Origin of the sequence: Sporosarcina aquimarina, from assembly GCF_033253705.1 — a bacterium.
Lineage (GTDB): Bacteria > Bacillota > Bacilli > Bacillales_A > Planococcaceae > Sporosarcina > Sporosarcina aquimarina.
The window spans coordinates 235,846-262,715 of record NZ_JAUBDH010000005.1 but is presented as its reverse complement, the minus strand read 5'-3'; the positions used below and the strand labels follow the sequence as shown (position 1 = coordinate 262,715).

25 protein-coding genes and 1 tRNA gene are annotated in these 26,870 nt (G+C 43.9%); 5 read left to right on the top strand and 21 right to left on the bottom strand.

The window, feature by feature from the left end:
- Positions 1-162 precede the first annotated feature (162 nt).
- The 10 genes from QT716_RS10365 to zapA form a co-directional block, all read right to left on the bottom strand.
- Positions 163-1,143 carry an electron transfer flavoprotein subunit alpha/FixB family protein gene (locus QT716_RS10365; RefSeq protein ID WP_317935971.1) on the bottom strand — a complete coding sequence of 327 codons (981 nt, stop codon included), beginning with the start codon at positions 1,141-1,143 and terminating at the stop codon, positions 163-165.
- 36 nt (positions 1,144-1,179) lie between these two features.
- A complete protein-coding gene (locus tag QT716_RS10360) occupies positions 1,180-1,953 on the bottom strand; it encodes an electron transfer flavoprotein subunit beta/FixA family protein (protein WP_317935970.1) in 774 nt (257 codons plus the stop codon).
- A gap of 21 nt (positions 1,954-1,974) precedes the next feature.
- Positions 1,975-2,748 (bottom strand): enoyl-CoA hydratase, encoded by a 774-nt coding sequence (locus tag QT716_RS10355; RefSeq protein ID WP_317935969.1) that lies wholly within the window; start codon positions 2,746-2,748, stop codon positions 1,975-1,977.
- A 143-nt stretch (positions 2,749-2,891) separates the two neighbouring features.
- Entirely contained in the window at positions 2,892-3,473 is a 582-nt protein-coding gene (locus QT716_RS10350) for a TetR/AcrR family transcriptional regulator (protein ID WP_317936025.1), read from the bottom strand.
- A 91-nt stretch (positions 3,474-3,564) separates the two neighbouring features.
- Entirely contained in the window at positions 3,565-5,259 is a 1,695-nt protein-coding gene (locus QT716_RS10345; RefSeq protein ID WP_317935968.1) for an AMP-binding protein, read from the bottom strand.
- 239 nt (positions 5,260-5,498) lie between these two features.
- On the bottom strand, positions 5,499-5,912 hold the full coding sequence (locus QT716_RS10340; protein WP_317935967.1) for a DUF350 domain-containing protein: 414 nt from the start codon (positions 5,910-5,912) through the stop codon (positions 5,499-5,501).
- Between the two features lie 75 nt (positions 5,913-5,987).
- Positions 5,988-8,348, bottom strand: coding sequence for an endonuclease MutS2 (locus tag QT716_RS10335; RefSeq protein ID WP_317936024.1), 2,361 nt, complete (start codon positions 8,346-8,348; stop codon positions 5,988-5,990).
- 13 nt (positions 8,349-8,361) lie between these two features.
- Positions 8,362-10,068 carry a DNA polymerase/3'-5' exonuclease PolX gene (gene polX, locus QT716_RS10330; protein ID WP_317935966.1) on the bottom strand — a complete coding sequence of 569 codons (1,707 nt, stop codon included), beginning with the start codon at positions 10,066-10,068 and terminating at the stop codon, positions 8,362-8,364.
- A 75-nt stretch (positions 10,069-10,143) separates the two neighbouring features.
- Positions 10,144-10,683: a CvpA family protein gene (locus tag QT716_RS10325; RefSeq protein ID WP_317935965.1), complete on the bottom strand. Its 540-nt coding sequence runs from the start codon at positions 10,681-10,683 to the stop codon at positions 10,144-10,146.
- A 9-nt stretch (positions 10,684-10,692) separates the two neighbouring features.
- A complete protein-coding gene (gene zapA, locus QT716_RS10320; RefSeq protein WP_398293134.1) occupies positions 10,693-10,959 on the bottom strand; it encodes a cell division protein ZapA in 267 nt (88 codons plus the stop codon).
- A gap of 155 nt (positions 10,960-11,114) precedes the next feature.
- On the opposite strand from zapA, the gene rnhC reads away from it, so the two are divergent.
- Entirely contained in the window at positions 11,115-12,053 is a 939-nt protein-coding gene (gene rnhC, locus QT716_RS10315; RefSeq protein ID WP_317935963.1) for a ribonuclease HIII, read from the top strand.
- A gap of 224 nt (positions 12,054-12,277) precedes the next feature.
- Here rnhC and QT716_RS10310 read toward each other — a convergent pair whose 3' ends face one another.
- The 4 genes from QT716_RS10310 to QT716_RS10295 form a co-directional block, all read right to left on the bottom strand.
- Complete coding sequence (locus tag QT716_RS10310; protein WP_317935962.1) at positions 12,278-12,490, bottom strand: hypothetical protein; 213 nt, start codon at positions 12,488-12,490, stop codon at positions 12,278-12,280.
- An 8-nt stretch (positions 12,491-12,498) separates the two neighbouring features.
- On the bottom strand, positions 12,499-14,910 hold the full coding sequence (pheT, locus tag QT716_RS10305; RefSeq protein WP_317935961.1) for a phenylalanine--tRNA ligase subunit beta: 2,412 nt from the start codon (positions 14,908-14,910) through the stop codon (positions 12,499-12,501).
- Between the two features lie 12 nt (positions 14,911-14,922).
- Positions 14,923-15,960, bottom strand: coding sequence for a phenylalanine--tRNA ligase subunit alpha (pheS, locus tag QT716_RS10300; RefSeq protein ID WP_317935960.1), 1,038 nt, complete (start codon positions 15,958-15,960; stop codon positions 14,923-14,925).
- A gap of 532 nt (positions 15,961-16,492) precedes the next feature.
- A complete protein-coding gene (locus tag QT716_RS10295) occupies positions 16,493-17,257 on the bottom strand; it encodes a TrmH family RNA methyltransferase (RefSeq protein ID WP_317935959.1) in 765 nt (254 codons plus the stop codon).
- A gap of 95 nt (positions 17,258-17,352) precedes the next feature.
- Between QT716_RS10295 and sspI the strand changes: the two genes are divergently transcribed.
- Positions 17,353-17,565: a small acid-soluble spore protein SspI gene (gene sspI / locus QT716_RS10290; RefSeq protein WP_317935958.1), complete on the top strand. Its 213-nt coding sequence runs from the start codon at positions 17,353-17,355 to the stop codon at positions 17,563-17,565.
- Between the two features lie 79 nt (positions 17,566-17,644).
- Here the strand turns inward: sspI and argF are convergent, their stop codons facing one another.
- The 3 genes from argF to QT716_RS10275 all read right to left on the bottom strand — a co-directional run bounded on the left by argF (position 17,645) and on the right by QT716_RS10275 (position 20,884).
- Positions 17,645-18,604: an ornithine carbamoyltransferase gene (gene argF / locus QT716_RS10285; RefSeq protein ID WP_317935957.1), complete on the bottom strand. Its 960-nt coding sequence runs from the start codon at positions 18,602-18,604 to the stop codon at positions 17,645-17,647.
- A gap of 129 nt (positions 18,605-18,733) precedes the next feature.
- The gene (locus QT716_RS10280; RefSeq protein WP_317935956.1) at positions 18,734-19,822 is read right to left on the bottom strand and encodes a M42 family metallopeptidase; all 1,089 of its coding nucleotides are present in this window, start codon (positions 19,820-19,822) and stop codon (positions 18,734-18,736) included.
- A 75-nt stretch (positions 19,823-19,897) separates the two neighbouring features.
- A complete protein-coding gene (locus QT716_RS10275) occupies positions 19,898-20,884 on the bottom strand; it encodes a diaminopimelate dehydrogenase (RefSeq protein ID WP_317935955.1) in 987 nt (328 codons plus the stop codon).
- Positions 20,885-21,088: 204 nt separating this feature from the next.
- Between QT716_RS10275 and QT716_RS10270 the strand changes: the two genes are divergently transcribed.
- On the top strand, positions 21,089-22,240 hold the full coding sequence (locus tag QT716_RS10270; protein ID WP_398293125.1) for an MFS transporter: 1,152 nt from the start codon (positions 21,089-21,091) through the stop codon (positions 22,238-22,240).
- Between the two features lie 71 nt (positions 22,241-22,311).
- On the opposite strand, the gene recQ is transcribed toward QT716_RS10270, so the two are convergent.
- The 4 genes from recQ to pssA all read right to left on the bottom strand — a co-directional run bounded on the left by recQ (position 22,312) and on the right by pssA (position 25,450).
- Positions 22,312-24,084, bottom strand: coding sequence for a DNA helicase RecQ (gene recQ / locus QT716_RS10265; protein ID WP_317935954.1), 1,773 nt, complete (start codon positions 24,082-24,084; stop codon positions 22,312-22,314).
- Between the two features lie 70 nt (positions 24,085-24,154).
- On the bottom strand, positions 24,155-24,598 hold the full coding sequence (locus QT716_RS10260; protein ID WP_317935953.1) for a hemerythrin domain-containing protein: 444 nt from the start codon (positions 24,596-24,598) through the stop codon (positions 24,155-24,157).
- A 125-nt stretch (positions 24,599-24,723) separates the two neighbouring features.
- Positions 24,724-24,814, bottom strand: a tRNA-Ser gene (locus QT716_RS10255).
- A 102-nt stretch (positions 24,815-24,916) separates the two neighbouring features.
- Positions 24,917-25,450 carry a CDP-diacylglycerol--serine O-phosphatidyltransferase gene (gene pssA, locus QT716_RS10250; protein ID WP_317935952.1) on the bottom strand — a complete coding sequence of 178 codons (534 nt, stop codon included), beginning with the start codon at positions 25,448-25,450 and terminating at the stop codon, positions 24,917-24,919.
- Positions 25,451-25,494: 44 nt separating this feature from the next.
- Between pssA and asd the strand changes: the two genes are divergently transcribed.
- Together asd and QT716_RS10240 are read left to right on the top strand one after the other, a co-directional pair.
- Positions 25,495-26,295, top strand: coding sequence for an archaetidylserine decarboxylase (gene asd / locus QT716_RS10245; RefSeq protein WP_317935951.1), 801 nt, complete (start codon positions 25,495-25,497; stop codon positions 26,293-26,295).
- 16 nt (positions 26,296-26,311) lie between these two features.
- Positions 26,312-26,800 (top strand): DedA family protein, encoded by a 489-nt coding sequence (locus QT716_RS10240; RefSeq protein WP_317935950.1) that lies wholly within the window; start codon positions 26,312-26,314, stop codon positions 26,798-26,800.
- The last annotated feature ends 70 nt before the right edge of the window (positions 26,801-26,870 follow it).

The following is a 26,870-nucleotide window of genomic DNA, read 5'->3' as shown; positions in this document are numbered from 1 at the left end:
TCCTTTATAGATAACAACTATAAATTCATTATATCATGCAGAGAAAAAACAGGCGAAGTATCTGCTTACTTCAAAAAATTTGCCCCCTAAACCTCTATATAGAGAAAGCAGAGGCAATAATTGCGCCCCTGCTTACATTCTAATTTTAACAAGTACGGATTGTTAAACCGTTGTACCTTTTAGTTTTTTCACTTCTTCAATCATCATCGGCACTACTTCAAAGAGATCGCCAACAATTCCATAGTCAGCCACTTTAAAGATATTTGCTTCAGGATCTTTGTTGATGGCTACGATCACTTTGGAGTTCGACATTCCAGCCATGTGCTGAATTGCGCCTGAAATACCAACTGCAATGTACAAGTCAGGAGTTACCACTTTACCAGTTTGACCAATTTGCAATGAGTAGTCACAGTAATCTGCGTCACACGCTCCGCGTGATGCACCAACTGCTCCGCCTAGCAAACTAGCAAGTTCTTCAAGTGGTTTGAAACCGTCTTCACTCTTTACACCGCGGCCGCCTGCAATAATGACTTTTGCTTCAGACAAGTCGACGCCATCTGTTGACTTGCGCACTACGTTTGCAATAACAGAGCGAAGGTTTGTAATGTCTACTGACAAAGATGAGACATCGCCTGAACGGCTTTCGTCTTTTGCAAGTGGCTCGATGTTATTCGGACGAATTGTAAAGAACAAAAGTCCGCTCTTGCTTTGTACTTTTTCAAATGCTTTACCTGAGTAGATCGGGCGGATGAACTCTGCAGAATCGCCTTCTCCTTCAATCTTCGTAACATCTGAGATAAGTCCTGAGCCTAGTTTACTAGCAAGCTTTGGTGAAAGGTCTTTCCCCATTGCTGTGTGACCCAATACAATCGCATCAGGCTTTTCTTGCTCATAAACAGCCATGAATGCTTGGCTGAAGCCATCAGACGTATATTGCTTCAAGTGTGGGTGTTCCACTGTAACAACACGGTCTGCACCGTATTGAATCATCTCTTGAGCAAGATTTTCTACTGAATCTCCAACGAGTACCGCTGTGACAGATCCGCCACCTGAAATCGTTTTTGCTGCTGCAATTGTTTCAAATGAGACGTTCCGTAATTCGCCTTCACGAGTTTCGCCAAGTACTAACACATTTTTTGACATGTAGAGTCCCTCCTAGAACGGTTTAAATTGCCGGTATTATATAACTTTCGCTTCTTTGTTTAATAAGTTTACTAGCTCACTTACCTGGTCAGAAATGTCACCTTCGAGCACTCGTCCTGCTGCTTTTTCCGGTGGCATGAAGATGTCGACAGTCTTTGTTTTTGCTTCGACGTCGTCTTCATCAAGATCCAAATCATCCAGTTCCAATTCTTCAAGTGGCTTTTTCTTCGCCTTCATGATTCCTGGAAGAGATGGGTAACGAGGCTCATTCAATCCTTGTTGAGCTGTTACGAGAAGCGGCAATGACGTTTCAATCGTTTCAGAGTCCCCTTCAACGTCGCGCACAAGTGTTGCAGATGTCCCGTCAATCTTCAAATCAGTGATTGTCGTCACGTAGTTAATGCCAAGAAGTTCTGCGACACGCGGGCCGACTTGACCTGATCCACCGTCAATCGCAACGTTTCCTGCGATGATTAGATCGGCATCTTTATCTTTTAAGTATTCAGAGATTATTTTAGCTGCTGAGAATTCATCCATCTCATCCAGGTCATCTTCTGTATTAATCAATACGGCTTTGTCTGCGCCCATTGCAAGTGCAGTACGGAGTTGCTTTTCAGCTTCTTCTCCACCGATTGAAAGTACTGTTACTTCTCCACCGTGTTCGTCACGAACTTGGATGGCTTCTTCAACAGCATACTCGTCATATGGGTTGATGATGAATTCCGCACCATCGTCTTGAATGGCACCGTTTTTCACAACGATTTTTTCCTCTGTGTCAAAAGTACGTTTTACTAAAGCATAAATGTTCATACTGCAGACCTCCTTGACGTATTATCGTCCATTAAATTTAGGTTCACGTTTTTCTATAAATGCTTGAATGCCTTCTTTGGCATCTTCTGATACAAATACTTCTCCAAACGAATCCGCTTCCGCCGTTACGCCTTTATGGTATGCCCCATCTTTTGTAAACTGAAGCATCGACAGTGCAGCCTTCATAGCGACGGGACTTTTAAGTGCGATTTTGTGTGCGATTGCCATCGTTTCGGATAGCAGCACGTCTTCAGCAAAGACGCGGTTCGCGAGTCCCCATTTTACTGCTTCAAGACCTGTGATGGGGTCGCTTGTCAGCAGCATTTCTGCCGCTTTCGCTTTCCCTACGTATCTTGGCAGTCGTTGAGTTCCAGCAAAGCCAGGAATGAGACCAAGCTGTAATTCAGGTAGACCGAGTTTAGCGTTTTCAGTTACAAAACGCATGTGACATGACATTGCAAGTTCTAGTCCACCACCGAGTGCTGCACCGTGTATAGCTGCAATCACTGGTTTATGATACGTTTCAACTTGTTCAAAAATGCGTTGTCCGTCTGCTGATAGTTTTGAGAATTCGGATCCCGAGGTAACCGTTGTGAATTCTTTAATATCAGCGCCAGCTGAGAAGAATTTACCTTCCCCGTGAAGAACGATGACTCGTACTTCGTCAATGTCTTTCAGTTGTTCCAGTAGTTCGCCAACTTCTAGAATAAGTCCTCTAGAAAGAGCGTTTGCAGGAGGGCGGTTAATCGTTGCGACTGCGACCCCTTGGTCAATCGAGACTTTCAAAAACTCCATGTCATCCCATCCTTTTTAGTACGGTTTTCAATGATGATTTGTAGAAATGGAAGCGCCTTCAATGATAGCACAATAGTTTCTTAAAAATAAAGATTTACCACTTTGTTGCGACAATTTAGTTTAAAATGCTCAATGACTGGCAGTCACCCCTTCATGCCAGAGAGTAGTAGTTTGTGGACTCTCGGAGCCAGTTCTTGCAGGTTGTACTTTTGGTCGTTCATGACCCACGATGTTGATGTCTCATCGATTGTGCCGAAAACCATTTGTCTTGCGAGACGGATGTCAAGGTCAGGTGAAAATTCCCCGTTTTCTATCCCCTCACGCAGCAATGCATCGAGGAGACCTAAGTATTCTTTCAACACCTCGTTAATACGAAAACGCAATTCTTTGCTCGATTGCCGCAGTTCCAGCTGAGTGACGATCGCCAAATTATGATCTTCACTTAACACTCTAAAATGGTTTTCAATCATTTTAAAAAGTTTTTCTGAAGTTGGCAGATCCATGTCGAGAATTTCTTTTACGTAGTCTACAAATACTGCCATCTTTTCTTGAAATACCGAGATTAGGATGTCTTCTTTGTTTTTAAAGTACAAATAGATTGTACCGTCTGCGACTCCCGCCTCTTTAGCAATTTTCGAAACTTGTGCTTGATGGTACCCGTTTTGTGCAATAATAGATACAGCTGCATCGACTATTTTTTTATATTTCGGTTTTTCACGCTTCAGTTTTTCTCACCACCATAAAAAGAAAATATGAATGATGGTTCATTCATATTTTCATATTAATTCCTATTAAGTTAATAGTCAAGCATTTTAGTTAAGAAGTAAGCTTCTGTTCGGCTTTCTTTTTCTCTTCATCGACCAATGCTCTTCGTAAAATTTTACCCACAGCAGTCTTCGGCAATTCGTCTCTGAATTCGTAAATACGCGGAATTTTAAAAGAAGCCATATTCGCTCGGCAATACTTATCTAATTCTTCTTCTGTAACCGATTTACCTTCTTTCAAGACGATATAGGCTTTCACTGTCTCGCCTCGGTATGGATCAGGAATTCCGGCAACGACACATTCTTGAATGGCATCATTTTCATATAACACTTCTTCTACTTCACGAGGTGAAATGTTAAACCCGCTTGCAATAATCATATCTTTCTTCCGATCCACAACATAGAAGAACCCATCTTCGTCCATATAGCCTAAGTCTCCAGTTAAGAACCAGCCATCTCTGAAGCTTTCGTCCGTTTCTTCCGGCCGATTCCAATAACCTCTCATCACTTGAGGCCCTTTAATAGCAATCTCGCCAACTTCTCCAGTTTTCATGTTTACTGACGAGTCAGGCGGTAAAATCGCAACATCTGTATTCGGCCAAGGAACACCGATCGAGCCCCGCTTCCGCTGACCTTCCCAAACAAAGTTCGCAATAGCCACTGGTGATGTTTCAGTAAGTCCGTATCCTTCAACAAGTTTGCCGCCTGTCACTTTTTCGAACTTCTCCTGAACATCTATCGGCAGTGCAGCAGAACCACTCAAACATGCTTTTATGGAGGATAAATCGTACTTTCCAACATCGGGATGGTTAAGCAATCCGATATAGATTGTTGGAGCCCCGGGAAAGAGAGTCGGCTTTTGCTTATCGATTTCTTTGAGCGCCGTTTTAAAATCGAACTTAGGAATGAGTACCATCTTGTTTGCGGACATGACGGAAACGATCAGCACGGTCGTCATTCCGTATACATGGAAGAATGGCAGAATTCCCATGTAGACTTCTTCTCCCTCTTTCGCTTTATAAAGCCATGCATTACACATTGCAGCGTTCGCAATCAGGTTTTTGTGTGTGAGCATCACACCTTTAGGCGGACCCGTCGTGCCTCCAGTGTATTGCAGCAAGGCAAGATCTTCGTCAAAATTAAAATCTAATGGAATCGGCTCTGCTTGTGCAGACTTCATAATCTCTGTATATAGATGATGCACACCACGATGCTCGACCTTTACGACAATTCCATTCTCTTTCTTTTGAACAAATGGATAAAGTAGATTTTTCGGGAATGGTAAAAAGTCTTTAATGCTCGTAACAATAATATTTTCTAATTTTGTTTCTTTCATGATGGACGACACTCTAGGGAATAATAAATCGAGAGTTATAATGGCTTTTGCACCGGAATCGGACATAAGATAAGAAACTTCACGCTCTGTGTACAAGGGATTCGTTTGTACTACTATTCCGCCCGCGTATAGGATTCCGTAATACGCAATTGCATTCTGCGGACAATTTGGCAGCATAATTGCCACGCGGTCGCCTTTTCCAATGCCTAGTTTTTGTAAATAATTCGCAAATTTTAATGCAGAACCATAAAATTCCTGATACGTTACATCTTTACCTAAAAAGTGCATCGATGTTTTTTGTGGATACTTCGATGCAGAACGCGTCAAAAACTCTTGCAGCGGGATCGGTTCATAATCCACTTTTGCAGGAATTTCTGACGGATATTGAGAAAGCCAAGGTTTGTTCGTCATCATAACAGCCTCCTTTTCAATAGTATATTCATAGAATATTCATTCTTTACTAAGTATAACGAAAAATGAATGCGTTTACAATGTCTGTTATTATAGGAAATTGAAACCCCGAAACCTAGATGGTTACGGGGTTTGTTTAAACATCCACCAAATACCTATGGCGATGAATACCACACAGAGTGCGAGTAAGATTTTAGCTAGTTTTTCCATTTGATAGATCGTCTCCTACTGAATGTCTTTTATGATATGCTTGCGCCGATAACAAAAGACAGACCTATTGAAATCACCATTGAAATAAATCCAACGGAACGATTATCTTGAGCAATTTCTTCATCCACTTTAAACATGGGTGTCAAGAACTCAAACAGCACGTATGCAAAGATGAGTAAAGTAAATCCGAACATTCCCCACCCGATCATTTGTGGAAGCGAATTATGTTGTTCGATTGAATATCTGAAAATATTTGCGACACCGAATATTTTTCCGCCTGTGGCAAAGGCAACAGCAAGGTTTCCTTTTTTTATTTCTTCCCAGTTCTTGTACTTCGTTACAATCTCAAAGATGACCATTGAGACAATAAGACAAAGTACAACTGTACTGAAATAGCCCGTTGTTTCTACTAAAGGATGATTCCAAAAATCAGTGTTAGACATAAGTCGCTGGCCCCTTTTCGATGATATCCTAACGAGTACGGATGAAGTTCAAAAAGGTTTCACTTTCAGAGTAAGTTATTTCAACTCGACGACAGTCACACCCATCCCGCCTTCACCAGCATCACCAAAACGGAAATTCTTCACACGGGAATGCTTTTTTAAATAGGTTTGAATGCCTTGTCGAAGCGCTCCTGTTCCTTTTCCGTGAATGATTGACACTTGATGGTAATTGGATAATAACGCGTCATCCAAATACTTTTCTGTTCTGCGGATTGCATCTTCGTAGCGCTCTCCCCGCAAATCGAGCTCCATTTTTACATGCTGATCCCGCCCGCGAATTGCAGTCGAAGCCACCATTTTCTTTTCTTTTTCAGGTTTCACAAACTCGAGTCCCGATTGCTCGAGTTTCATCTTCAAGATTCCAATCTGTACAACCCATTCCGTATCGGATACTTTGTCAATCAACGTCCCTTTTTGACCATAACTTAACACTTTCACTTCATCGCCAACTTGAAGCGGCCGCGGAGCAGCTTTTGCTTTCGGCGCTTTTTTCTGGGCTTCTTTTGGTGAAGCATTTTCAAGTCGCTTTCGTGCTTCGATCAGTTCATGTTCTTTTACAGAAGCCCCTGCAGTCATACGCAGCGCTCGGAGATCTGAAATGATGGCTTCAGATTCAAGCCGTGCTTCTTCTACAATCTTCTTCGCTTTCTCCTTCGCTTTTTCTTCCAAACGAGATTGCATGCTTTCGTTTTCAGCGAGCTTTTCGGCAAGTTCTTTTTTCAGCGTCTCTGTTTCCAATAGCAATGCATGTGTTGCTTCGGCATCTTTTTCAGACTGAACCCGACTCGATTCAAGTGAAGCAATCATTGAATCCACTTCACCGCGGTCCGTTCCTGTAAAGGACTTCGCGCGTTCTATTAAATGATCTCCTAGTCCAAGTCGCTTTGAAATTTCAAACGCATTACTTCGACCGGGTACACCAATCAGCAAGCGATATGTTGGACTTAACGTGTCTACGTTGAACTCCACACTCGCGTTTGCAACACCTTCACGATTGTAACTATAAGCTTTCAACTCTGGATAATGTGTTGTTGCCATAACTCTTGCACCAGTGCCGTGCACTTCATCCAAAATGGAGATGGCAAGTGCCGCTCCCTCTTGAGGATCCGTACCCGATCCTAGCTCGTCAAATATGATCAGGGAATCCTGATCGAAGTTTTTGAGGATGTCGACAATATTGACCATGTGAGATGAAAACGTACTGAGACTTTGTTCAATCGATTGTTCATCCCCAATATCAGCAAATACGGATCCGAATACAGCGATCTCAGAACCGTCCAGCACAGGAATTGGCAATCCAGCTTGTGCCATTAACGTACACAGCCCAACCGTTTTCAATGTAACGGTTTTACCTCCTGTATTCGGTCCTGTAATGACGATTGTTGTAATGTCGTCTCCAAATTCAATTGTATTAGCAACCGCTTCTTCAATGGGAAGCAATGGATGTCTCGCTTTAGCAAGTCGCATATACCCTTCTTGGTTAACTGCAGGTTTCGTACACCGATTGGCTTGACCGTATTTCGCTTTCGCTAAAATGACATCGACCGCAACGAGCTGGTCCACCAATACAAATAAATCATGGGCATATTCTTGAACTTTTGCTGATAGCTCCCGCAAAATTTTATCGATTTCTTCTTTTTCACGTGATTTCAGCGTTCGGATCTCATTGTTCGCTTGAACGACTGCATCTGGCTCAATGTAAACCGTTTGGCCTGAAGAAGAAGAGTCATGAATGACACCGCCGTAATGGCTGCGGTATTCCGACTTCACCGGAATTACGTATCGATCGTTTCGCATCGTGATGATGGTATCTGACAGCATTTTAGCTGCATTGCGTCCACGGATGATACTTTCTAATTTTTCCCGTACTCTGCCTTCTTGAATCCGAAGACTTTGTCGGACTGAACGAAGTGCGCTTGAAGCGCTATCCAATACTCGACCATTTTCATCGATGGCGGCATTGATTTCGTGCTCTAGACCTGTCACGATTGGCAAGTTATCTTTGATGTCAACGAATAGTGGAATTTCCACTTCCTCGTCTTGCACGACACCTTCTATGAACTGGCGGAATATCCGGCTAGCACGAATGGTAGATGCCGTTTCCATCAGTTCTTGAGCGCTTAATGTCCCGCCGATTTGGGCACGTCTCGCGTGTGGACGGATATCTGTTATTCCACCCATCGGGACATTCCCGCGGACCCGCAGGATAGCGAGACCTTCGTCTGTCTCTTGAAGCAGACGTTCGACTGTCGCAAAATCAGTGTTCGGCTTTAGTTTTTCCATTTCAGCACGGCCGGCAGGGAACGTACATTGTTGTGCAGCCAGTGCTAGGACTTTATCAAATTCGAGTGTTTTCAGTACGCGTGAATCCAATATGGATCCCTTCCTTTCACTTATCGACGATTTCCCGTTTAAAACGGTCGAGTGACCATGTATTGACAACGGTATCTTTTTTCAGCCATGCCTTCTGAGCATAGGCAACTCCAATCGACATGACTTCGAGTTGCTCAGTTGCGTGGGCATCGGTATTGATGGCGATGGACACGCCCGCTTCTTGGGCCATTTCCAAATACTCTTTGTCCAAATCCAAACGATATGGACTTGCGTTTAACTCTAATAGTTTTCCATACTGTGCTGCCCATTTAATCAGTTGTGGTACATCGGGATTATAGCCTTCCCGTTTTCCGATGATGCGGCCCGTTGGATGGGCGATCATATCGACATGTGGATTTTTCATCGCAGAATGCAATCTTTCCATAATTTTCTCTTGTGACTTATTAAAGCTTGAATGGATGGATGCGATGACGAAATCTAACTGCGCTAGTACATCATCGTCAAAATCGAGTGTTCCGTCAGGTAATATGTCCATTTCCGTGCCGCTGAAGATTTCTATATCTGTGTACTCTTCGTTAATTTCACGGATTTCTTTCAATTGACTAAGTAAACGTTCAGGAGTTAACCCATTTGCGACTTTCAAATAGTGCGAATGGTCGGTAATGACCATGTGCGAATAGCCGCGGGCACGACACGCGTCCGCCATTTCACGGATGGAGTACCCGCCGTCTGAAGCTGTGGTATGCATGTGGAAATCTCCGCGAATATCGCTCAGTGTTACTAATCCGTCTAACTCCTTAAGGCGATCGAGTTCTCTTCCATTTTGACGCAAGTTCGGCTGTATGAAAGGCAAGTCGAAATGAGCGAAAAAGTCTTCTTCAGACTCGAATGTCAAGACAGTGCCGTCTTCTTGCTCAACGCCATACTCACTAATCTTTTCTCCACGCGATTTAGCAAGCTGACGCATTTTTACATTGTGGTCTTTCGATCCTGTGAAGTGATGCAGTGCACTCGCATATTGAGCATCTGTGACAAATCGGAAGTCGACGTCAATCAGGTCATCCAGTTCTAACGTGACTGATAGCTTTGCATCCCCTGCCGCAATTGTCTCTTTAACAGGCAGCAAGTTTAGTAATTTATCACGGACAATGGAAGGTGTATCAGTGACTAGGATGAAATCCATGTCGCTGCTTTGTTCCTTTGTTCTGCGGTAACTGCCCGCTACGGAATATTTACTGATCTCTTCGATTTCATCCAAAATCGGTTCGACCTGTCCGACTAAGCCTACCATTTGCCACAGTGGAAATGACGTTTTCCGTTCAGATAGCTGTTGGATCTCGCTCAATAATTTTTCTTCCGTTTTTTTACCGAACCCTGAAAGTTTACTGACCTCATTGGTTTCACAAGCAGCTTTAAGCGATTCTACAGAGTCGATTCCGAGTGCTTCATGGAGCTTTGCGATTCGTTTTCCGCCAAGACCTGGTATTTCGAGCAGTGGAATCATACCTGCTGGAACGGTTTCCTGCAGTTCCAGCAGCAAATTGGATTCGCCTTTTTCAAGCAAATCTTCAATGACAGCGCCAGTCCCTTTACCGATTCCCTTCAAACTTAAGATATCATCCATTTCTGCAAGGCTTCGCGGATCTTGTTCAAGAACGTTTGCAGCCTTCCGGAAGGCTCCTACCTTGAAATGATTTTCTCCTAATAATTCCATATAGAGTGCTATTTTTTCGAGTGTTTGTATGATCACTTTTTTGTTCATCCTAAAAACCTCCTCGTTGTTCAATGCCCTGACTGAACAAAAGCTTCCCACCTGCTAGGGGGAAGCCGCTCAGCCTTATTTAGTATAGACGTACCACCATTCTTTAACCGCGCTTGAGATCACAGGTGTGTGTTCAAACATCGTTTTAGAGAGCAGTGATGAATCGATCAATTTTTGAATGAATTCAATCGGCAGTAACGCTAAGAAACTGATGAGTAATAAAATAATCACGTAAAACTCCACAAATCCTAATGCTGCGCCGAAGAAACGTGAAATGAATCCAAGGACAGGCAGGTGTTTCAAGAAGTCAAACATGGAGACAATGAGTTGAAGTAAAAACTTCACCACAAAGAAAATAAGTAAAAATGCCAGCAGTCTGTAGAATGTCTGGTCCAAATCCAATTCACCGAATGACCAACTCAACTTGGATTCTGCGGTAACTCCAGGATAGGGAATCCATAGTACAAATTTGTCTGCGAGCTGTTTGTAGTACGTATACGCAACGACAAACGAAATGATAAAACCAGTCATATGTAAGACTTGTACAAGCAGTCCTCTTCTAAATCCTGTAATCAGTCCACCGAGTAACAAAAACAATATTATGATATCTAACATGAGCAGCCGTCAACCCTTCAACTTTTTCAATTCTTGTTCTAACAATTCTTTTTCAGCTTGCAACTTCAAGTAATCGTGCACACTATTGACAGCTGTTAACACAGCAACTTTAGTCGTATCCAAGTATGGATTCATACCACGAATTTCCCGCATTCGATCATCGACAAGTGTTGCGACTTGCCGAACGTGTGCAGATGAATCAGTTCCGACAATCGTATACGTCTGACCGTATATATCAACCGTGATGCGTGTCTTTTTTTCTTCTCCCACTGCCATAACCTCCTGCCGAAAAAACTATGAAGTTAATCATACCACGAAAATGGAAGTTTTGTGAACAAAGGCATTGCTAGCCGTTCATTTTTGTGCTTTCCCTTATACAAGGTATACTAACCAAATACGATCTTCACGTCTAGATAGAAAGGAAGAATTGAATGGCGAATACTGTACTTATGATGTCTGCTGAACAATTGAAAGCACTGAAATCGTATTATGCGAGTGATGAAGTGAAACGGAATGCTCCAGGTGTTGTATTTGCTGCGAAGACAGCGAAAGCTTCAATTACAGCGTATCGCTCTGGCAAGGTTCTATTTCAAGGAGGCAGTGCTGAAGAAGAGGCTTCGAAATGGGGTTCTGCGGAAGTTTCCAGTGCTGCTGGTAAAAAACCTACTGTAAAAAGCACTCCTCTCCCTGAAAGGCTGGAAACTCTATCTGTAATTGGATCAGATGAAACCGGCACAGGCGATTTTTTCGGACCTGTCACGGTATGCGCTTGTTTTGTGCGTGCTGATCAGATTCCTTTACTAGCAGAGCTTGGAGTGAAAGATTCGAAATTGTTAACAGATCCTTATATGCGAACTATCGCTCCTGATTTAAAGTCTGTGCTAACATACAGTGTTCTTACGCTGGAGAATGAAAAATACAATCGCGTGCAAGCAAAAGGTTGGTCACAAGGAAAGATTAAAGCGTTGCTGCACAACCAAGCAATTCGCCACGTGTTACGGAAAATGGATGACGAACGTCCGGATTATATTTTAATCGATCAATTTGCAGAGCGCGGTGTGTATTATAATCATTTGAAAAACGAACCTGAAATAGTTCGCGAGAATGTGTTGTTCGCGACGAAAGCGGAAGGGTTACATGTTGCGGTTGCGGCAGCTTCCATTATCGCGCGCGTTGCGTTTCTGGATGAAATGGATCGATTGAGCGGGTTAGCGGGCCGCACACTCCCGAAAGGCGCGAGTAAGAAAGTGGATGAAACCGCCGCTTCAATCCTGCTGGCGAAAGGCGAGCCGTTTTTACGATCGATGACGAAATGGCATTTTGCGAATGCGAAGAAGGCGGCCGCTTTGGCTGCTAAGAAGCGTGGTTGAGTTGGTGGGATGAGTTGGGCTGGTTGTCTGAGGGGTTGTGTGTTTGTGGCCCAGGGGTTTTTAGGACTTGGCGTAGGTAATTGAGCGCTTAGCTCGGGGGATCGGGCGCTTAGTCCGAGGAGATCGAGCGCTTAGTCCGAGGAATCGGGCGCTTAGTCCGAGGAATCGGGCGGGTTGAACCTTCAATCGGGCGGGTACCTCACCGGAATGATCGGGTTCCCGCATTATCCGGGCGGGTTGCGCTTCAAATCGGGCGGGTTGCCGTCCCCACCAGCTTGATCACTTTCCACGCTCGCTTGAGCGGATTCCCCACCCGCTTGATCACTTTCCCACACGATTGAACGGATTCCCGACAAACCTGAACCGCCATTCTTCCACTCCAATACAAAAAAGCAGGGGGAAAACCGGCATCCGCCAGATTTCCCTCTGCTTTTCATTCTGCCAATTATCCTCGTAACACAGCTCCGGATTTCTCCTTCAATGCTGCAAGCACCTTATCGTGACGTGTGACCACTTCTTCGTCAGTCAGCGTCCGCTCCGCATCGAAATACTTCAATGAGAACGCAAGCGATTTCGTTCCCTCTTCCACTTTGTCTCCTCCGTACAAATCGAAGACCGCGACATCTTTCAATAACTTACCGCCAGCATCTTGAATGATTTCGATCAAGCTTCCAGCTGATACTTCTTTAGAAACAACAAGCGCAATATCACGAGACATCGATGGATAGCGTGGAACTTGCGCATATACTAACGCTTCCGTCTGTTCTGCGAGCAAACGAGACATATTCATCTCCATTACATACGTTTCTTTCAAATCACGTTTCTTCTGTTCAGATGGGTGCAATTGACCAAGCACACCGACAACTTTACCATTCAATAAGACATCCGCAGTTCTGCCAGGATGCAAGCCATCGTGTGTCGCCTTCGCATAGGTCACTCTCTCTGTTAACCCAAGAGTCTCCATCATTCCTTCGACGATTCCCTTCATCACAAAGAAGTCGACTTTCTTATTTTCTTGCTGCCACGCATGGTCGACCCACTTGCCTGTAATAACAGCGGCAACATGACCGACTTCTTTCGGTAATCCATCTTCTTGTGTCCCTAAGAACACGGAACCCGTCTCATATAATGAAACCGTGTCAATGCGTCGCGCCACGTTATACGTCGTCGCATCCAACAAATGCGGAAGCAAACTTTGACGCAATACGCTGCGGTCTTCACTCATTGGCATCAGCAGTTCAGTCACTGGTGCTGTCTCCAGTGCAAAGCTTTGGGATTCCGCACGGGAAGTTAGTGAGTACGTAATCGCTTGATACAATCCAGCACTCTCTAAATAACGACGAACGAGCCGGCGTTTTTCTTGGGAACTGTTTAATCCTCCTGGAACACTCTCGCCGACAGGCAGTGTCATTGGGATTTCATCGTACCCATAAAGGCGTGCAATTTCTTCTATCAAATCCTCTTTAATGCGCAAATCTTGTCTGCGTGTAGGCGCGTCTACGACCAATTGGCCATTCGCTGCTTCTACAGGGATTTGGAGACGTTCTAAAATCGTAACCATTTCGTCCATTGGAATCTTCATTCCTAGACGCTGATTCACGTAATCCGGTGACAAGATAATGCGAACTGATCCTTTGTCCAACTGATCGAATTGGACTGATCCAGCCAACACTTCTCCGCCAGCAAGTTCAGCCATAAGTTGCGCTGCACGTTCTGCTGCTTCTGCCACTCGATTCGGGTCTACGCCTTTTTCAAAACGTGTACTCGCATCACTGCGCAAGCCTACTTCCTTAGAAGTTTTTCGTACAGATGCTGGAGCAAAGTATGCGGATTCAATCACAACGGTCGTTGTTCCGTCATGTACTTCAGAATTCGCTCCGCCCATAACTCCCGCGAGTGCTACAGGCTCTTTGCCATTTGTGATGACAAGCTGATCCGCATGCAAAGTACGCTCTACATCGTCCAAAGTTGTCATTTTTTCACCTTCAACAGCGTGACGGACAACGATTTCTTTTGTCGCCAAACGATCGTAATCGAACGCATGCAGCGGCTGACCGTATTCAAGCAATACGAAATTCGTAATGTCGACCACGTTGTTGTGCGGACGCACACCTGCAGCCATCAAATAGTTTTGAAGCCAAAGCGGAGATTCCGCAACTTGGACGTTTTTCACGACTTTTGCTACATACATCGGATTGTCTTCCACTGCTTCAACCTTCAGTGATAATACATCCTGCGCTCTTTCTGCAGAAGCTGTATATTCAATCTTCGGTAGGTTAACTTCTTCAGATAAAATCGCGCCGACTTCATACGCAACTCCTAACATACTCAATGCATCCGAGCGGTTCGGCGTTAAGTCGAATTCCAGAATAACGTCGTCTAAACCGATGACAGAAAGCGCATCTGTTCCAGGAACAGCATCTTCAGGTAGTACATAAATTCCTTCAGCGTAAGCTTTAGCAACAGTTTTACCTTCTACACCCAGCTCTTGAAGTGAACAAATCATACCGTTTGATACTTCTCCGCGAAGTTTTGCTTTCTTAATCTTCATGCCGCCTGGCAATTTTGCGCCCGGCAGAGCGGCGATAATGTTTTGTCCTGCAGCTACGTTCGGAGCACCACAAATAATTTGAACGGTTTCTTCACCAACATTAACTTGGCAAATATTCAATTTGTCGGCCTCTGGATGCTTTTCACATGACTCTACATGTCCAACGACGATGTTCGTCAATCCTTCAGAACGATCGATAATTGAATCGACTTCAATTCCCGCACGTGTAATCTTTTCAGCAAGATCCGCAGGTGCGATACCTTTTGTATCTACATAGTTTTCTAACCATTTAGTTGAAACGTACATGGGTTCTCCTCCTTACACTTCTGTGCGGTTAAATTGTGAAATGAATCTCATATCGTTCGTAAAGAAATGACGAATGTCTTCAACGCCATATTTCAGCATCGCAATTCGTTCAGGTCCCATTCCGAATGCGAAACCAGTAAATACTGTCGGATCATATCCTGCCATTTCCAGTACATTCGGGTGCACCATTCCTGCACCTAAAATTTCAATCCAGCCCGTTTTCTTACAAACGTTACATCCTGACCCGCCACATTTAAAGCAAGAAATATCCATTTCCACTGATGGCTCAGTGAACGGGAAGAAACTTGGACGAAGACGAATCTCGCGCTCTTCTCCGAACATCTTTTTTGCAAACAAAGAAAGTGTTCCTTTCAAGTCACTCATACGAATGTCTTCACCAACCACTAGTCCTTCGATTTGAGTAAATTGATGTGAATGCGTCGCGTCATCATTATCACGGCGGTACACTTTACCTGGACAAATGATTTTAATCGGCTCACCTTTTTTGGCAGCCATTGTACGTGCTTGAACTGGAGAGGTATGTGTACGAAGCAATACGTCTTCAGTAATGTAGAATGAATCTTGCATGTCGCGTGCTGGGTGACCTTTTGGAAGGTTCAACGCTTCGAAGTTAAAGTAGTCTTGTTCAACTTCGGGACCTTCAGCGACTTCGTATCCCATGCTGATGAAGAAGTCTTCGATTTCCTCAACGACACGCGTCAATGGATGATGATTACCGAGTTTAACGGGTCTGCCTGGAAGTGAAATGTCGATTGTTTCTTTTTCAAGTTTTTCATTAACGGCTTGCTGCTCGAGCAATTCCATTTTTTCTTCAAGCGAAGTCGTTACGGTTTCACGCACAACATTGACGAGCGCGCCCATTTTTGGACGTTCGTCTGCCGGGAGTTTCCCCATTCCTTTAAGAAGGTCCGTAATCGGTCCTTTTTTTCCTAAATATGCAACACGCACGTCATTCAGTTCTTTCACTGACGCTGCGGCTTCAATTTTCTGCAGTGCTTCTTGTTTTAACTGTTCCAGCTGCTGCTCCATTGTCATTCCCCTTTCAAAATAGCTTTGTTGAATGAACGGTTTATGGTAGATCTACACCGTTGATTGGAGCGGAAGGCGACGACTTCTGAGGGATCAGCGAAGATCGAAGACCCCGCAGAAGCGAAGCGCCGAGGAAGCTGAAATCAAGCCCCTAGGAAAGCGTCCGCCTGAAGCGCAAATCAACCCCGTTGCAACATAGCTTAACAAAATAAAAAACTCGTCCCCTAAAATAGGGACGAGGACGAATTCGCGGTACCACCCTGATTATCATGCCAGTATTGCACATGATCTCTCAACTTCGGAATAACGGTCCGTAGCCGGCACATCTTTACAGCAAGCAATCTGCTGGTCCTGACGGCAGCTCGCGGGGTGAACGGTAACAGTTTCGATGATCCATACTTCCAGTCAAGGTATGGATTCCCTAGCATCTACTATTCTGCTGCCTCTTCCCGGTCAACACTTTTACATTTGTCGTGCTTGTATACTCCATTAGTATAGCGGAATCCGCATCACACTTCAATACTTGAACAGCTTAACGGCGTGCGTATGTGTACAACAGGATGCCCGCAGCAACCGCGACGTTCAAAGATTCCGCTTTCCCATACATCGGAATCTTTACAATCGTATCCGCCTTAGCAAGAAATTCATCCGAAACGCCAGCGCCTTCGTTTCCAACGATTAACGCAAAAGAAGAAGTTGCTTCTACTGTGAAATGATCTTGAGCTTGTTGAAGACCTGTTCCAATCACTTGAAGGCCGCCGTCTTTCGCACGATCTACCCAATCGCTTAGTTCACCTTTTACGATTGGAATGTGGAAATGGGAACCTTGTCCTGAACGAACGGTTTTCGGGTTAAACGGATCTGCACAGCCTTTCCCAAGAATGACAGCATCCATTCCAGCAGCGTCTGCTGTCCGGATCATTGTTCCAATGTTGCCCGGGTCTTGAACCGCGTCAATCATTAACAAACGATTCCATGAAGGATAAGCATCTTCTGAAGGGATCGGCTGTTTGCAATGAGCAAAGATTCCTTGCGGGTGCTCCGTCTCAGAAATTTCAGCAGCCACTGCTTTCGTCATTTCAATGACTTGTACTGATGACTCTTCCAATTCGAACGGAATTTCAACATCTTCACGAAACATGATGTGCAGCACAGATCCTTCTATTTTTAACGCTTCTTCGACTAAATGATGGCCTTCCACAATGAATTCTTCGGAGCGTTCACGTTCTTTCCGTGTGGTTACAAGCTTTTTCCAATGCTTTACTAGTGCGTTTTGTGTAGATTCTATTCGTTTCATAGGGTAGGATAACTTCCTTTTTTTCTTTTTAGTGTATCAAAGACACGTGCACTTGGCGATACTTATCTCATGTACGCAGAAAGGAGGTCAGATGAATGAATTTTCAAATCAGAGATGCGATCACGGCTAATATGACCGATAACAAGTCGCAAGATATTCGCGGAGTTGTGGATGACGCAATTCAGCGCGGCGAAGAGCATCTGCTTCCTGGCTTAGGCGTGTTTTTCGAGAAATTGTGGCAACGCGCAGATGATCAGGAAAAGATGAAGATTACAGGGGAACTTGAGCAGGCATTTGCTGCGCAATAATCCAACTAAAAAAGGATCGGAATGCACCTCGAAGGTGCATCACGATCCTTTTTTGTTCCGTGTTATTCTGCAAGTTGATTTACAATAATGAAGCCAACAGAGCCTTTTGAGCATGCATGCGATTTCCAGCTTGATGAAATACAACGGAGTGGTCTCCGTCAATGACTGAAGCAGATACTTCTTGAGCACGATGGGCAGGTAAGCAATGCATAAACGTATAGTCTGAATTTGCATGCGAAGCGAGTTCATCGTTAATCTCAAATCCTTCGAAATCTGCTAGGCGCTGCTCTTGTTGCTCATCATCCCCCATACTTACCCAAACATCCGTATATAAAATATCTGCATTTTTCGCAGCAACTACCGGATCGGTCGTCTGTGTGAATGTAACATGTGAATGTGCTGCCGCTTTGCCGATTCTTTTTGCAATTTCATCATCCATTTCATAGCCGACAGGAGTTGCAATCACAGTATGGATCCCCATTTTTGCAGCCGCCATCAGCAGCGAGTGCGCGACATTATTCCCATCTCCAATATAGGATAATTTCAGACCTGACAAGTTCCCTTTAACTTCTTGAATCGTCAACAAATCCGCCAACGCCTGGCATGGATGGAATTTATCCGTAAGTCCATTAATGACTGGTATCGATGCATTATCCGCAAATTCTTGAACCATTTCATGAGAATTTGCGCGAATCATCACACCATCAAGAAATTCCGAGAAGACTTTTGCTGTATCTGCAATTGACTCACCTCGGCCAATTTGGAGTTCGTTTGGATTCATCATTAGCGAATGACCGCCTAATTGAAACATCCCCACGTCAAACGAGATTCGTGTACGTGTAGAGTTTTTTTCAAAAACCATCCCTAATGTTTTCCCTTCGAGCGCATTCGAAGATGCCCCTGCAAGAAAGTCTTTCTTCATTTTTGCTGCTTTTTCCAGCATGTAGTCAAGTTCCTCAAATGTGAAATCTTCAATTTCAAGAAAGTCTTTACCCTTCAATTGCTTCTCTATAAGTTTGAGTTCGAATGCGCTCGTCATAAAATCATCCTCCATGAATAAAATTGGTTATTCACAGTATAAATATGAATAATAATAAAGTCAACTGTATTTTTATACATAACGTGAAATTAAAAAAGACAGACCTCATCTGGTCTGTCTCTTCCCTACTTATTCAAAAGTAATCTTATTAACCGCTTCACGATCCAGCTTTTTAATCACTTCTACAATGAGTTTAACAGCATTTTCGTAGTCATCACGATGTAGCATAGCAGCATTACTATGGATATAGCGAGTTGCAACTGTAATTGCAATCGACGGTACACCATTGCCGCTCAAATGGATGGATCCAGCATCTGTTCCGCCGCCTGACATGGAATCGAACTGATAAGGAATCTTGTTTTCTTCTGCAATGTCGACAACGAAATCACGTAAGCCTTTATGGCCAACCATTGATGCGTCGTAGAGAATGACTTGCGGGCCATCTCCCATTTTCGCAGCAGCTTCTTTTGCAGTAACTCCTGGTGTATCACCGGCAATACCTACGTCCACTGCAATACCGATGTCAGGCTTGATTTTTGCTGCTGCTGTTCCAGCACCACGCAAGCCAACCTCTTCTTGAACAGCACCAACGCTGAACAGCGTATTCGGATGTCCTTGTTTGTTCAGTTCTTTCATGACATCGATCGCAATTGCGCAGCCAATGCGGTTATCCCAAGCTTTTGCAAGCAAGTACTTTTCATTGTTCATCACTGTGAATTCGAAATAAGGAACTACCATATCCCCAGGTGTTACGCCCCATTCCATTGCTTGTTCACGTGACTCTGCCCCGATATCGATGAACATATCTTTAATGTCGACAGGTTTGTTACGCACTTCAGCAGGCAGAATGTGCGGTGGTTTAGATCCGATAATTCCTGTAATTGAATCGCCTTTACGCGTCACGATTGTCACACGTTGGGCAAGCATGACTTGTGACCACCAGCCGCCAATTGTTTGGAAGCTTAAATATCCTTTATCGTCAATACGTGAAATCATGAAGCCGACTTCGTCAAGGTGACCCGCGACCATAACTTTTGGACCGTCTGCATCGCCTGTATGTTTTGCGATAAGTGAACCTAGACCGTCTTGGTCAATTTCGTCAGCAAATGGCTCGATATATTTTTTCATCACGTCACGGGGTTCCCGTTCGTTTCCACCTGTTCCCTTTGCATCTGTTAATTCTTTAAGCATTTGCAGCGTGTCGTCCATTTTAACCAAATCTTTCGACCCCCTAAGTAAAGTTGTTATTAGTATAGTACAAGTTCCGGTGTATTCAAAGTATCCAGTGCATTCTCACAATAATTCTTTGCGGAGCTCGGCTGGATCTTTAGGTGAAAGCAGACCAGGTGCAATGTCGAACACAGTCTTTGCACCATGCTGTCCTGACACTGATAATTTGTGTGCAGCGCGCGCATACGCGGTTAAAACACTTGACGTGAATTCAGGATTGCTATCCAGTTTTAACGAGTATTCCATCACTTGGTTCGTGTTTTCTCCAGTCTTACCGCTGCGAATGACGAATCCGCCATGTGGCATCGCACTATGTTTTTCTTGAAGTTCTTTTTCTGAGATGAAATTCACGGTGGTTGAATAGTCAGCGAAATAATCCGGCATTGTACAAATCGTTTCTTCGACAACCGCCGCATCGGCGTCCGCTTCTAGAACTACGTAGCATTCGCGAGTATGTTTTTCACTTGTCGTCAGTTCCGGCTGTTCACCCGCACGGACTTTTGCCATCGCATCTTCAGAAGGAATTGTGTACTGGACAGCATTCTGAACACCTGGAATACGGCGGACTGCATCAGAATGACCTTGGCTCAGGCCTTTCCCCCAGAACGTGTAAGTTGCCCCGTCAGCGAGAACTGACTCTCCATACAAACGATTCACTGAAAACAAACCTGGATCCCAACCTACCGAAAGAACAGCAGTTGTCCCGGCAGCTGAAGCTGCTTCATCAAGCGCAGCGAAATAATCAGGGATTTTTGCATGTGTATCGAAACTGTCGACTGTCGTGAACAATTTTGCAAGTGCTGGTCCTTGTTCAGGTAAGTCTGCACGTGATCCGCCACATAGAATCATGACGTCAATGTCATGTACATACTGATCTGCGTCTGCAAGTGGATAGACCGTAACCTTTTCTCCTATAGGGTGTAAGGTACTCGGATCTCTGCGAGTGAAAATCCCGACTAATTCCATATCAGGTTGTTGGGAAATCGCGTATTCAACGCCTTTGCCAAGATTTCCGTAACCGGCGATTCCGATTCTCATTTTTTCTCCCATGTCTCATTCCCCTTTTTTGTTTGACTATTCGTCATTTTACAGTTTCTTCGATGAGATTGCTATTTTTTTCTTTCAATTTAGACTTTCAACAAATTTGTCACACATTCCAATGTTTTTCAGACCCTAACTGCCGAGTTCATTGATTTAAAACATCATCATGTTAAAATAAATAGGGTTATTGAATTCTTGAAACGAGGCGTATGTATGCGATTCTTTGTTTATTTAATCGTTTTCTTTTCTTTTTTTGATTTGTTTTCACAGCTGCCTATTATGAGTCCATTTGCATTGTCACTTGGCGCTTCCACATTTGTGGCTGGACTAGTTGTTGGTACATACTCACTTGCGAATGTGTTCGGAAATGTTATCTCGGGGTTTGTTACAGATAAAAGAGGGCCGTTCATCATTTTACTGATTGGACTATTGACGAACGCATTTGCGCTGACGCTCTATTCCACGGTCCATGCTGCTTGGCTGCTTGTAGCAGTCCGTTTCGCGCACGGATTTACGAACGGTTTGATCATCCCTGCTGCATTTACATTCCTGGCCAATCGGGCTGAGCCTGAAAAACGCGGGAAAAGTGTTGCAATTTCAGGAGCATTTGTTGGAATGGCTGCGATAGCAGGTCCCGCTTATAGCGGTATTGTTGCATCTAAAGTAAGTACTCCTTCCATCATGTTTGTAAATGGTGTCATTATGCTTATTTTGGCGATTTTAGCGTTTTTACTATTACGATCTGTGAAACGCGTCAAAAAACCAAATGACAAACCGAAAGAAAAAATGGTAGGCTCCATGTTCCGTCACCCAGGTATCCAGCGTGCCTTTGCTGGTGCATTTTTCCTGATGTTTTCTCAAGGTGTATTAGCATTGATCCTCCCATTGAAAGTCGAAGCATTGGGCTTTGACACCAAAACAACCGGGACACTTTTAAGTACATTCGGGATTGTCGCAATCCTTGTATTTCTATTGCCGATCAACCGTATTTTTGACCATGTTAAACCGATGATTACATTAGCATTCGGAATTTCTTTAATGGGCGCTAGTATGTTGCTTCTAAGCCGGGCAGATGAATTGGGAAGCCTGTACGGAACAATGGCGGTATACGGCGTTGGATTCGCGTTTCTTTTCCCTTCCATCAACTCATTGCTCATCGATTCATCCGAGGCTGCCTATCGCGGTAAAGCATACGGTTATTTCTATGCATTTTTCTCAATGGGCGTTGTCGCAGGATCGTACACTATCGGCGCATTGAATTTGAGTTCTCAAGGTGCATTCATGTTTACGGGTGTTCTTTTGCTGTTCGTCGCAGCTTTCACGATCTATGGATTATTTAAAAAACAGACAGTAGTTAGCCGATAGTTACATCGATTGAAAAAAGCGACGTCTATAATGTGACGTCGCTTTTCGTATTCTGAAAGCTTTAAAGAAATTCAAATTTCCTGAAGCTGAAAAGCTTGGATTTCCTCTATGAACGCTTCTCCATAAATCTCCAGCTTCGTTTGACCTACCCCCACCACATCTAAAAACTCTGCGGATGTCGCAGGCTTCTTCATAGCCATATCTTTCAGCGTCTTATCTGAGAACACGACAAACGGCGGAACACCAGCCTCTTGAGCAAGCGTACGCCTCAATTGACGAAGCTGTTCGAACAGCGGATCGTTCTCTGTAAGCTGTTTCGATACGAACGAACCTTTACGCAGAATTTTATCATTGCCAAGCAGCACTTCCCTGCCGCGTTCTGCTACCCGGATTGTAGGAAACTGTCCGTTCTCCACTTGCAGACAGTTTGCTGAGATCAGAAACTCGATGAAATCCGAAACTTCCTTGGCATTCTTCTCCTTCAATAACCCGTATGTCGTCAACTCATTAAATTTAAAGTCCAACAGCTTTTTGTTCCTGGAGCCTGTGAGCACTTGTGCAATCATCGTCTTACCAAACCGCTGTCCCATACGAATCACACACGACAGCACTTTTTGGGCTTCTAATGTGACATCCATCTGTTCCCGTGTATCTGTACAATTCGCACATCGACCACACTTAGGCGCGTCTTTCTCGCCAAAATAGGTCACGATATATTGTTGCAGACAGTTTTCCGTATGACAATAATCGATCATGCCTTGCAGCTTTTCAAGTTCAGCAGGGATACGCGAAGTATCCAACGATTGGTCAATTAGAAACCGCTGTGTCTGAATATCTTGTGATGCGAACAGAAGTACACAATCACTGTCAAGACCATCCCGTCCGGCACGTCCTGCTTCTTGATAATAGCTCTCCATATTTTTCGGCATCTGATAATGAATGACGTATCGGATGTTCGATTTATCAATACCCATACCGAAAGCGTTGGTCGCAACCATTACCGTGGCTTCATCATTTAAAAAGCGTTCTTGCTCTTGACCTCGCTCAATATCTGACATGCCGCCATGGTATTTCGCCACTTCATATCCTGAACGTCTAAGTAAGTCCGAAATACTTTCAACCGCTTTCCGAGTAGCTGCATAGATAATTCCAGCCTCACCTTTGTTTTTTTCCACATACTCTTTGATGAACTTTTCTCGGTTTTCACCTTTGATAACTGTAAATACAAGGTTCGCACGTTCAAATCCGGTCATCACAGTTTGTTCTTGCGGGATTCCAAGTTGGATCCGGATATCCTCCCGAACGTTCGGAGTAGCCGTTGCAGTTAATGCAAGTAAGACAGGTTTATCATCGAAACAATTCAATACCCGGCTAATGTTGCGGTAACTTGGTCTGAAATCGTGTCCCCATTGAGAAATACAATGGGCTTCGTCAATTGCAATCATAGGGACCGTCATGCGTTTCAGTTCGCGCAGAAAAGACTCAGACTCCAGTCGTTCAGGTGCAATGTAGAGAAGACGATAATGACCTGCAATGGCGTTTTCAAGTGTACCAAAGTACTCTTCAGTCGATAATGTGCTATTGATGTAGGCAGCTGGAATGCCAAGCTGCCAGAGGGCATCTACCTGATCTTTCATTAAAGAGATAAGTGGGGAAATGACGAGGACCGTTCCTTCAAGAAGCATCGCCGGAACTTGATAACACAGTGATTTTCCTCCACCTGTCGGCATGACACAGAGTGCATCCTGTCCATCCATTACATGCTGGATGACTTGCTCTTGTCCCGTTCGAAAGGATGTATATCCGAACTTTTCCGAGAGCACCTCAAGTGCTTGACGCATCATTTAATGGCCTCCTTTCATTGGAAACACGTCATTCTTTTGTCGAATGACGTGCCTTTAATTGATTTGATGATTATTCGCTTTTTGAAGCATTCTCAATAAATAGCAGTCTCTCTTCTTCTCGGCTATGGATTTCGTTTACAACTAGCAGCGCATAGAATTTCTGCAGAACAGTAGGACTGATTCCTTCTGTTTCCCTAAGTTCTTCAATATCACGTACAATAATGCGTATTAAATCATGATCACGGGTCAGCTGTGTAATTGACTTGTCCATCGAAGGGTCTTCATTGACGATTTCAAGATAAAATCCTTCTTCTTCCGCATCTGCATGACTAATGACACGAGTCTTCCAGTAGTCGACTAAATCATTTGCAGCGCGCTCCGCATTTTTCTGATCTCCTTGTTGAAGAAAGTCAATCAGCATTTCCGTCTTCCCGATTGCGCCCGAAAGACCCCCTTCATGGATTGCCCGATGAGAGTGTAATTGTTTCAAAGCAGGTCCAGCCATTTTAATCATCCCTTTTCGTATATTCACTACTCTTAGAATAGCAGATTTACACATAGAATGAAACGAACCGGACACCATCATTTGTAGTAAAAAAACCGCCTCGCACATTTACGAAGACGGTTTTACGATATGTATGGCGGAGGCGAGAGGATTTGAACCCCCGCGACGCTTGCACGCCCTAGCTGATTTCGAGTCAGCCCCCTTCAGCCTCTTGGGTACGCCTCCATTTTTTAACGAAAAAAAGTATATCATATGTATGCAGCCTCTTCAATTAAAAGCCTCTCCCCTAACATTTCATATAGAAACGGTTAGTGAAGAGGCCTACTATTAAACTTTTGAAATTTTAAAGTTGCTGACCATCGCCCATGAAAGAACAAGCATGGCAATAACAAGATATGGTGCACCAACATACGGAATTGCAAAATATAAAGCTGTTAAAATAACACCCGCCGCAGTAATTGGAACTCCACGGAACACTCCGTCGAACTCTTCAACATTATAACGAGCAAGTCGTACAGCGCCGCATGCAATATAAATAATGACCGCTGCAATTCCAACCCACAACATATCAGACAACGCGGAGTGATAGATTAAAAGTGCTGGTGCAATACCGAAAGAAATAATATCACTGAGGGAATCCAGCTCTTTACCGAAAGCGGATTCTGTATGGAAATGACGTGCAGTCATACCGTCAAATCGATCGAATAAGGCAGCTAGAAAAATGAAGACCAGACTCATATGTGAAAGGTCTTTCGAGATTAAGATCAGGGCAATAACCCCAAAACTTAAGTTGACTAAAGTAATTGCATTCGCCAATTGCGCTTTAACTTTAGTATAATCAATATATCTAAAAGAAAACATCACAAACCTCCTTATCATCTATACTAGTAAAGACGGTGATTCATATGAAAAAGAAACTATTGAAAACGTTCGTTGAATTGACGGGAAATCCTATCGCATCCAAAATGCTTCGGTATGCTGCAGAGTCACGTGCAAGCAAATCACTCGTAAACATGTATTCTAAATTCTACCAAATCGACGAATCCAGCATGGAGTATCCGAAGGAGCATTATGAAAGTCTGCAAGACTTTTTTACACGTAAACTAAAACCTGAAGCACGCCCTTTTAATACGGCCCAAGAAGTACTCGTCTCCCCATCCGACGGACACTTAAGTTCTTACGGTCGTGTGGAAGACGGACATCAATTTACAATAAAAGGTCATACGTATAGTATAAATCAAATATTCATGGATGAAAAGAGGGCATCTGATTATAAAAACGGCTGGTACTATGTTTTCTACTTATCACCCGCTGATTATCATCATTTTCACTACCCCGCGGACGGAACAATTACATCACGCTACGCACTCGGGAGTTCATCTTACCCTGTGAATACTATGGGACTTACATATGGAGACAAACCTTTCGAAACGAATTATCGACTTATTACGGAAATTTCCACAGCATATGACAAATTGGCACTTGTCAAAGTAGGTGCATTGAATGTAAACTCCGTACATCTCTACTCTGCATCCAAAGAGGCGTGTAAAGGAGAAGACTTTGGGTACTTTTCATTCGGATCTACAATTTTACTTTTCATTGCAGGAGATTCGTCGTTTTCACCAGCTTCTGATATTAAAGGCAACATTCAAGTCGGGGAAACAATCGGCCAGTGGCATCCAAATAGACAGTCATCAAAGAACTGACAAAAGAGGGATATACGTGAGTGTTTTACAAGACTTTGTTACCCAATACGGGGTTTATGCAGTATTTCTGTTTCTAGCACTAGGAATTTTCGGCTTACCGATGCCGGACGAATTCGTCATTGTTTTCACAGGATATCTTTCTTCAGTGGGGCTCTTAACTATCGTCAATGCAATGATCATCGCTATACTCGGAGTATTCATCGGAACACTCGTTACGTACACGATTGGAAAAAAAGTTGGCAGGCCCATCATAGAACGGTTCGGAAAGTGGGTTGGACTGTCCGAAAAAAGAGTATCGCGCGTAGAACGTTGGTTTAGCCGTTATGGTTCCTGGACGGTTACCCTTGGGTTCTTCGTGCCTGGCATGCGGCATTTCGTCTGTTGCTTTTCTGGAATGAGCGGCATGGCTGTAAAACGGTATATGCTGTTTTCATCTCTAGGCACTACACTTTCAGGAATCATCTGCATCACACTTGGCTATATGTTCGGCTGGCCATTTAACTGAAAAAGAGCTATTCGGATTAGCAGCAAATACTGAAATCCGAACAGCTCTTTTTCTTTTATTATTTAGGAAG

Coding starts and splice junctions, on each gene's coding strand:
- QT716_RS10365 (WP_317935971.1), bottom strand. CDS start 1,143: ATGTCAAAAAATGTGTTAGTACTTGGCGAAACTCGTGAAGGCGAATTA.
- QT716_RS10360 (WP_317935970.1), bottom strand. CDS start 1,953: ATGAACATTTATGCTTTAGTAAAACGTACTTTTGACACAGAGGAAAAA.
- QT716_RS10355 (WP_317935969.1), bottom strand. CDS start 2,748: ATGGAGTTTTTGAAAGTCTCGATTGACCAAGGGGTCGCAGTCGCAACG.
- QT716_RS10345 (WP_317935968.1), bottom strand. CDS start 5,259: ATGACGAACAAACCTTGGCTTTCTCAATATCCGTCAGAAATTCCTGCA.
- QT716_RS10340 (WP_317935967.1), bottom strand. CDS start 5,912: ATGTCTAACACTGATTTTTGGAATCATCCTTTAGTAGAAACAACGGGC.
- polX (WP_317935966.1), bottom strand. CDS start 10,068: ATGAACAAAAAAGTGATCATACAAACACTCGAAAAAATAGCACTCTAT.
- QT716_RS10325 (WP_317935965.1), bottom strand. CDS start 10,683: ATGTTAGATATCATAATATTGTTTTTGTTACTCGGTGGACTGATTACA.
- zapA (WP_398293134.1), bottom strand. CDS start 10,959: ATGGCAGTGGGAGAAGAAAAAAAGACACGCATCACGGTTGATATATAC.
- rnhC (WP_317935963.1), top strand. CDS start 11,115: ATGGCGAATACTGTACTTATGATGTCTGCTGAACAATTGAAAGCACTG.
- QT716_RS10310 (WP_317935962.1), bottom strand. CDS start 12,490: ATGAAAAGCAGAGGGAAATCTGGCGGATGCCGGTTTTCCCCCTGCTTT.
- pheT (WP_317935961.1), bottom strand. CDS start 14,910: ATGTACGTTTCAACTAAATGGTTAGAAAACTATGTAGATACAAAAGGT.
- pheS (WP_317935960.1), bottom strand. CDS start 15,960: ATGGAGCAGCAGCTGGAACAGTTAAAACAAGAAGCACTGCAGAAAATT.
- QT716_RS10295 (WP_317935959.1), bottom strand. CDS start 17,257: ATGAAACGAATAGAATCTACACAAAACGCACTAGTAAAGCATTGGAAA.
- sspI (WP_317935958.1), top strand. CDS start 17,353: ATGAATTTTCAAATCAGAGATGCGATCACGGCTAATATGACCGATAAC.
- argF (WP_317935957.1), bottom strand. CDS start 18,604: ATGACGAGCGCATTCGAACTCAAACTTATAGAGAAGCAATTGAAGGGT.
- QT716_RS10275 (WP_317935955.1), bottom strand. CDS start 20,884: ATGGGAGAAAAAATGAGAATCGGAATCGCCGGTTACGGAAATCTTGGC.
- QT716_RS10270 (WP_398293125.1), top strand. CDS start 21,089: ATGCGATTCTTTGTTTATTTAATCGTTTTCTTTTCTTTTTTTGATTTG.
- recQ (WP_317935954.1), bottom strand. CDS start 24,084: ATGATGCGTCAAGCACTTGAGGTGCTCTCGGAAAAGTTCGGATATACA.
- QT716_RS10260 (WP_317935953.1), bottom strand. CDS start 24,598: ATGATTAAAATGGCTGGACCTGCTTTGAAACAATTACACTCTCATCGG.
- pssA (WP_317935952.1), bottom strand. CDS start 25,450: ATGTTTTCTTTTAGATATATTGATTATACTAAAGTTAAAGCGCAATTG.
- asd (WP_317935951.1), top strand. CDS start 25,495: ATGAAAAAGAAACTATTGAAAACGTTCGTTGAATTGACGGGAAATCCT.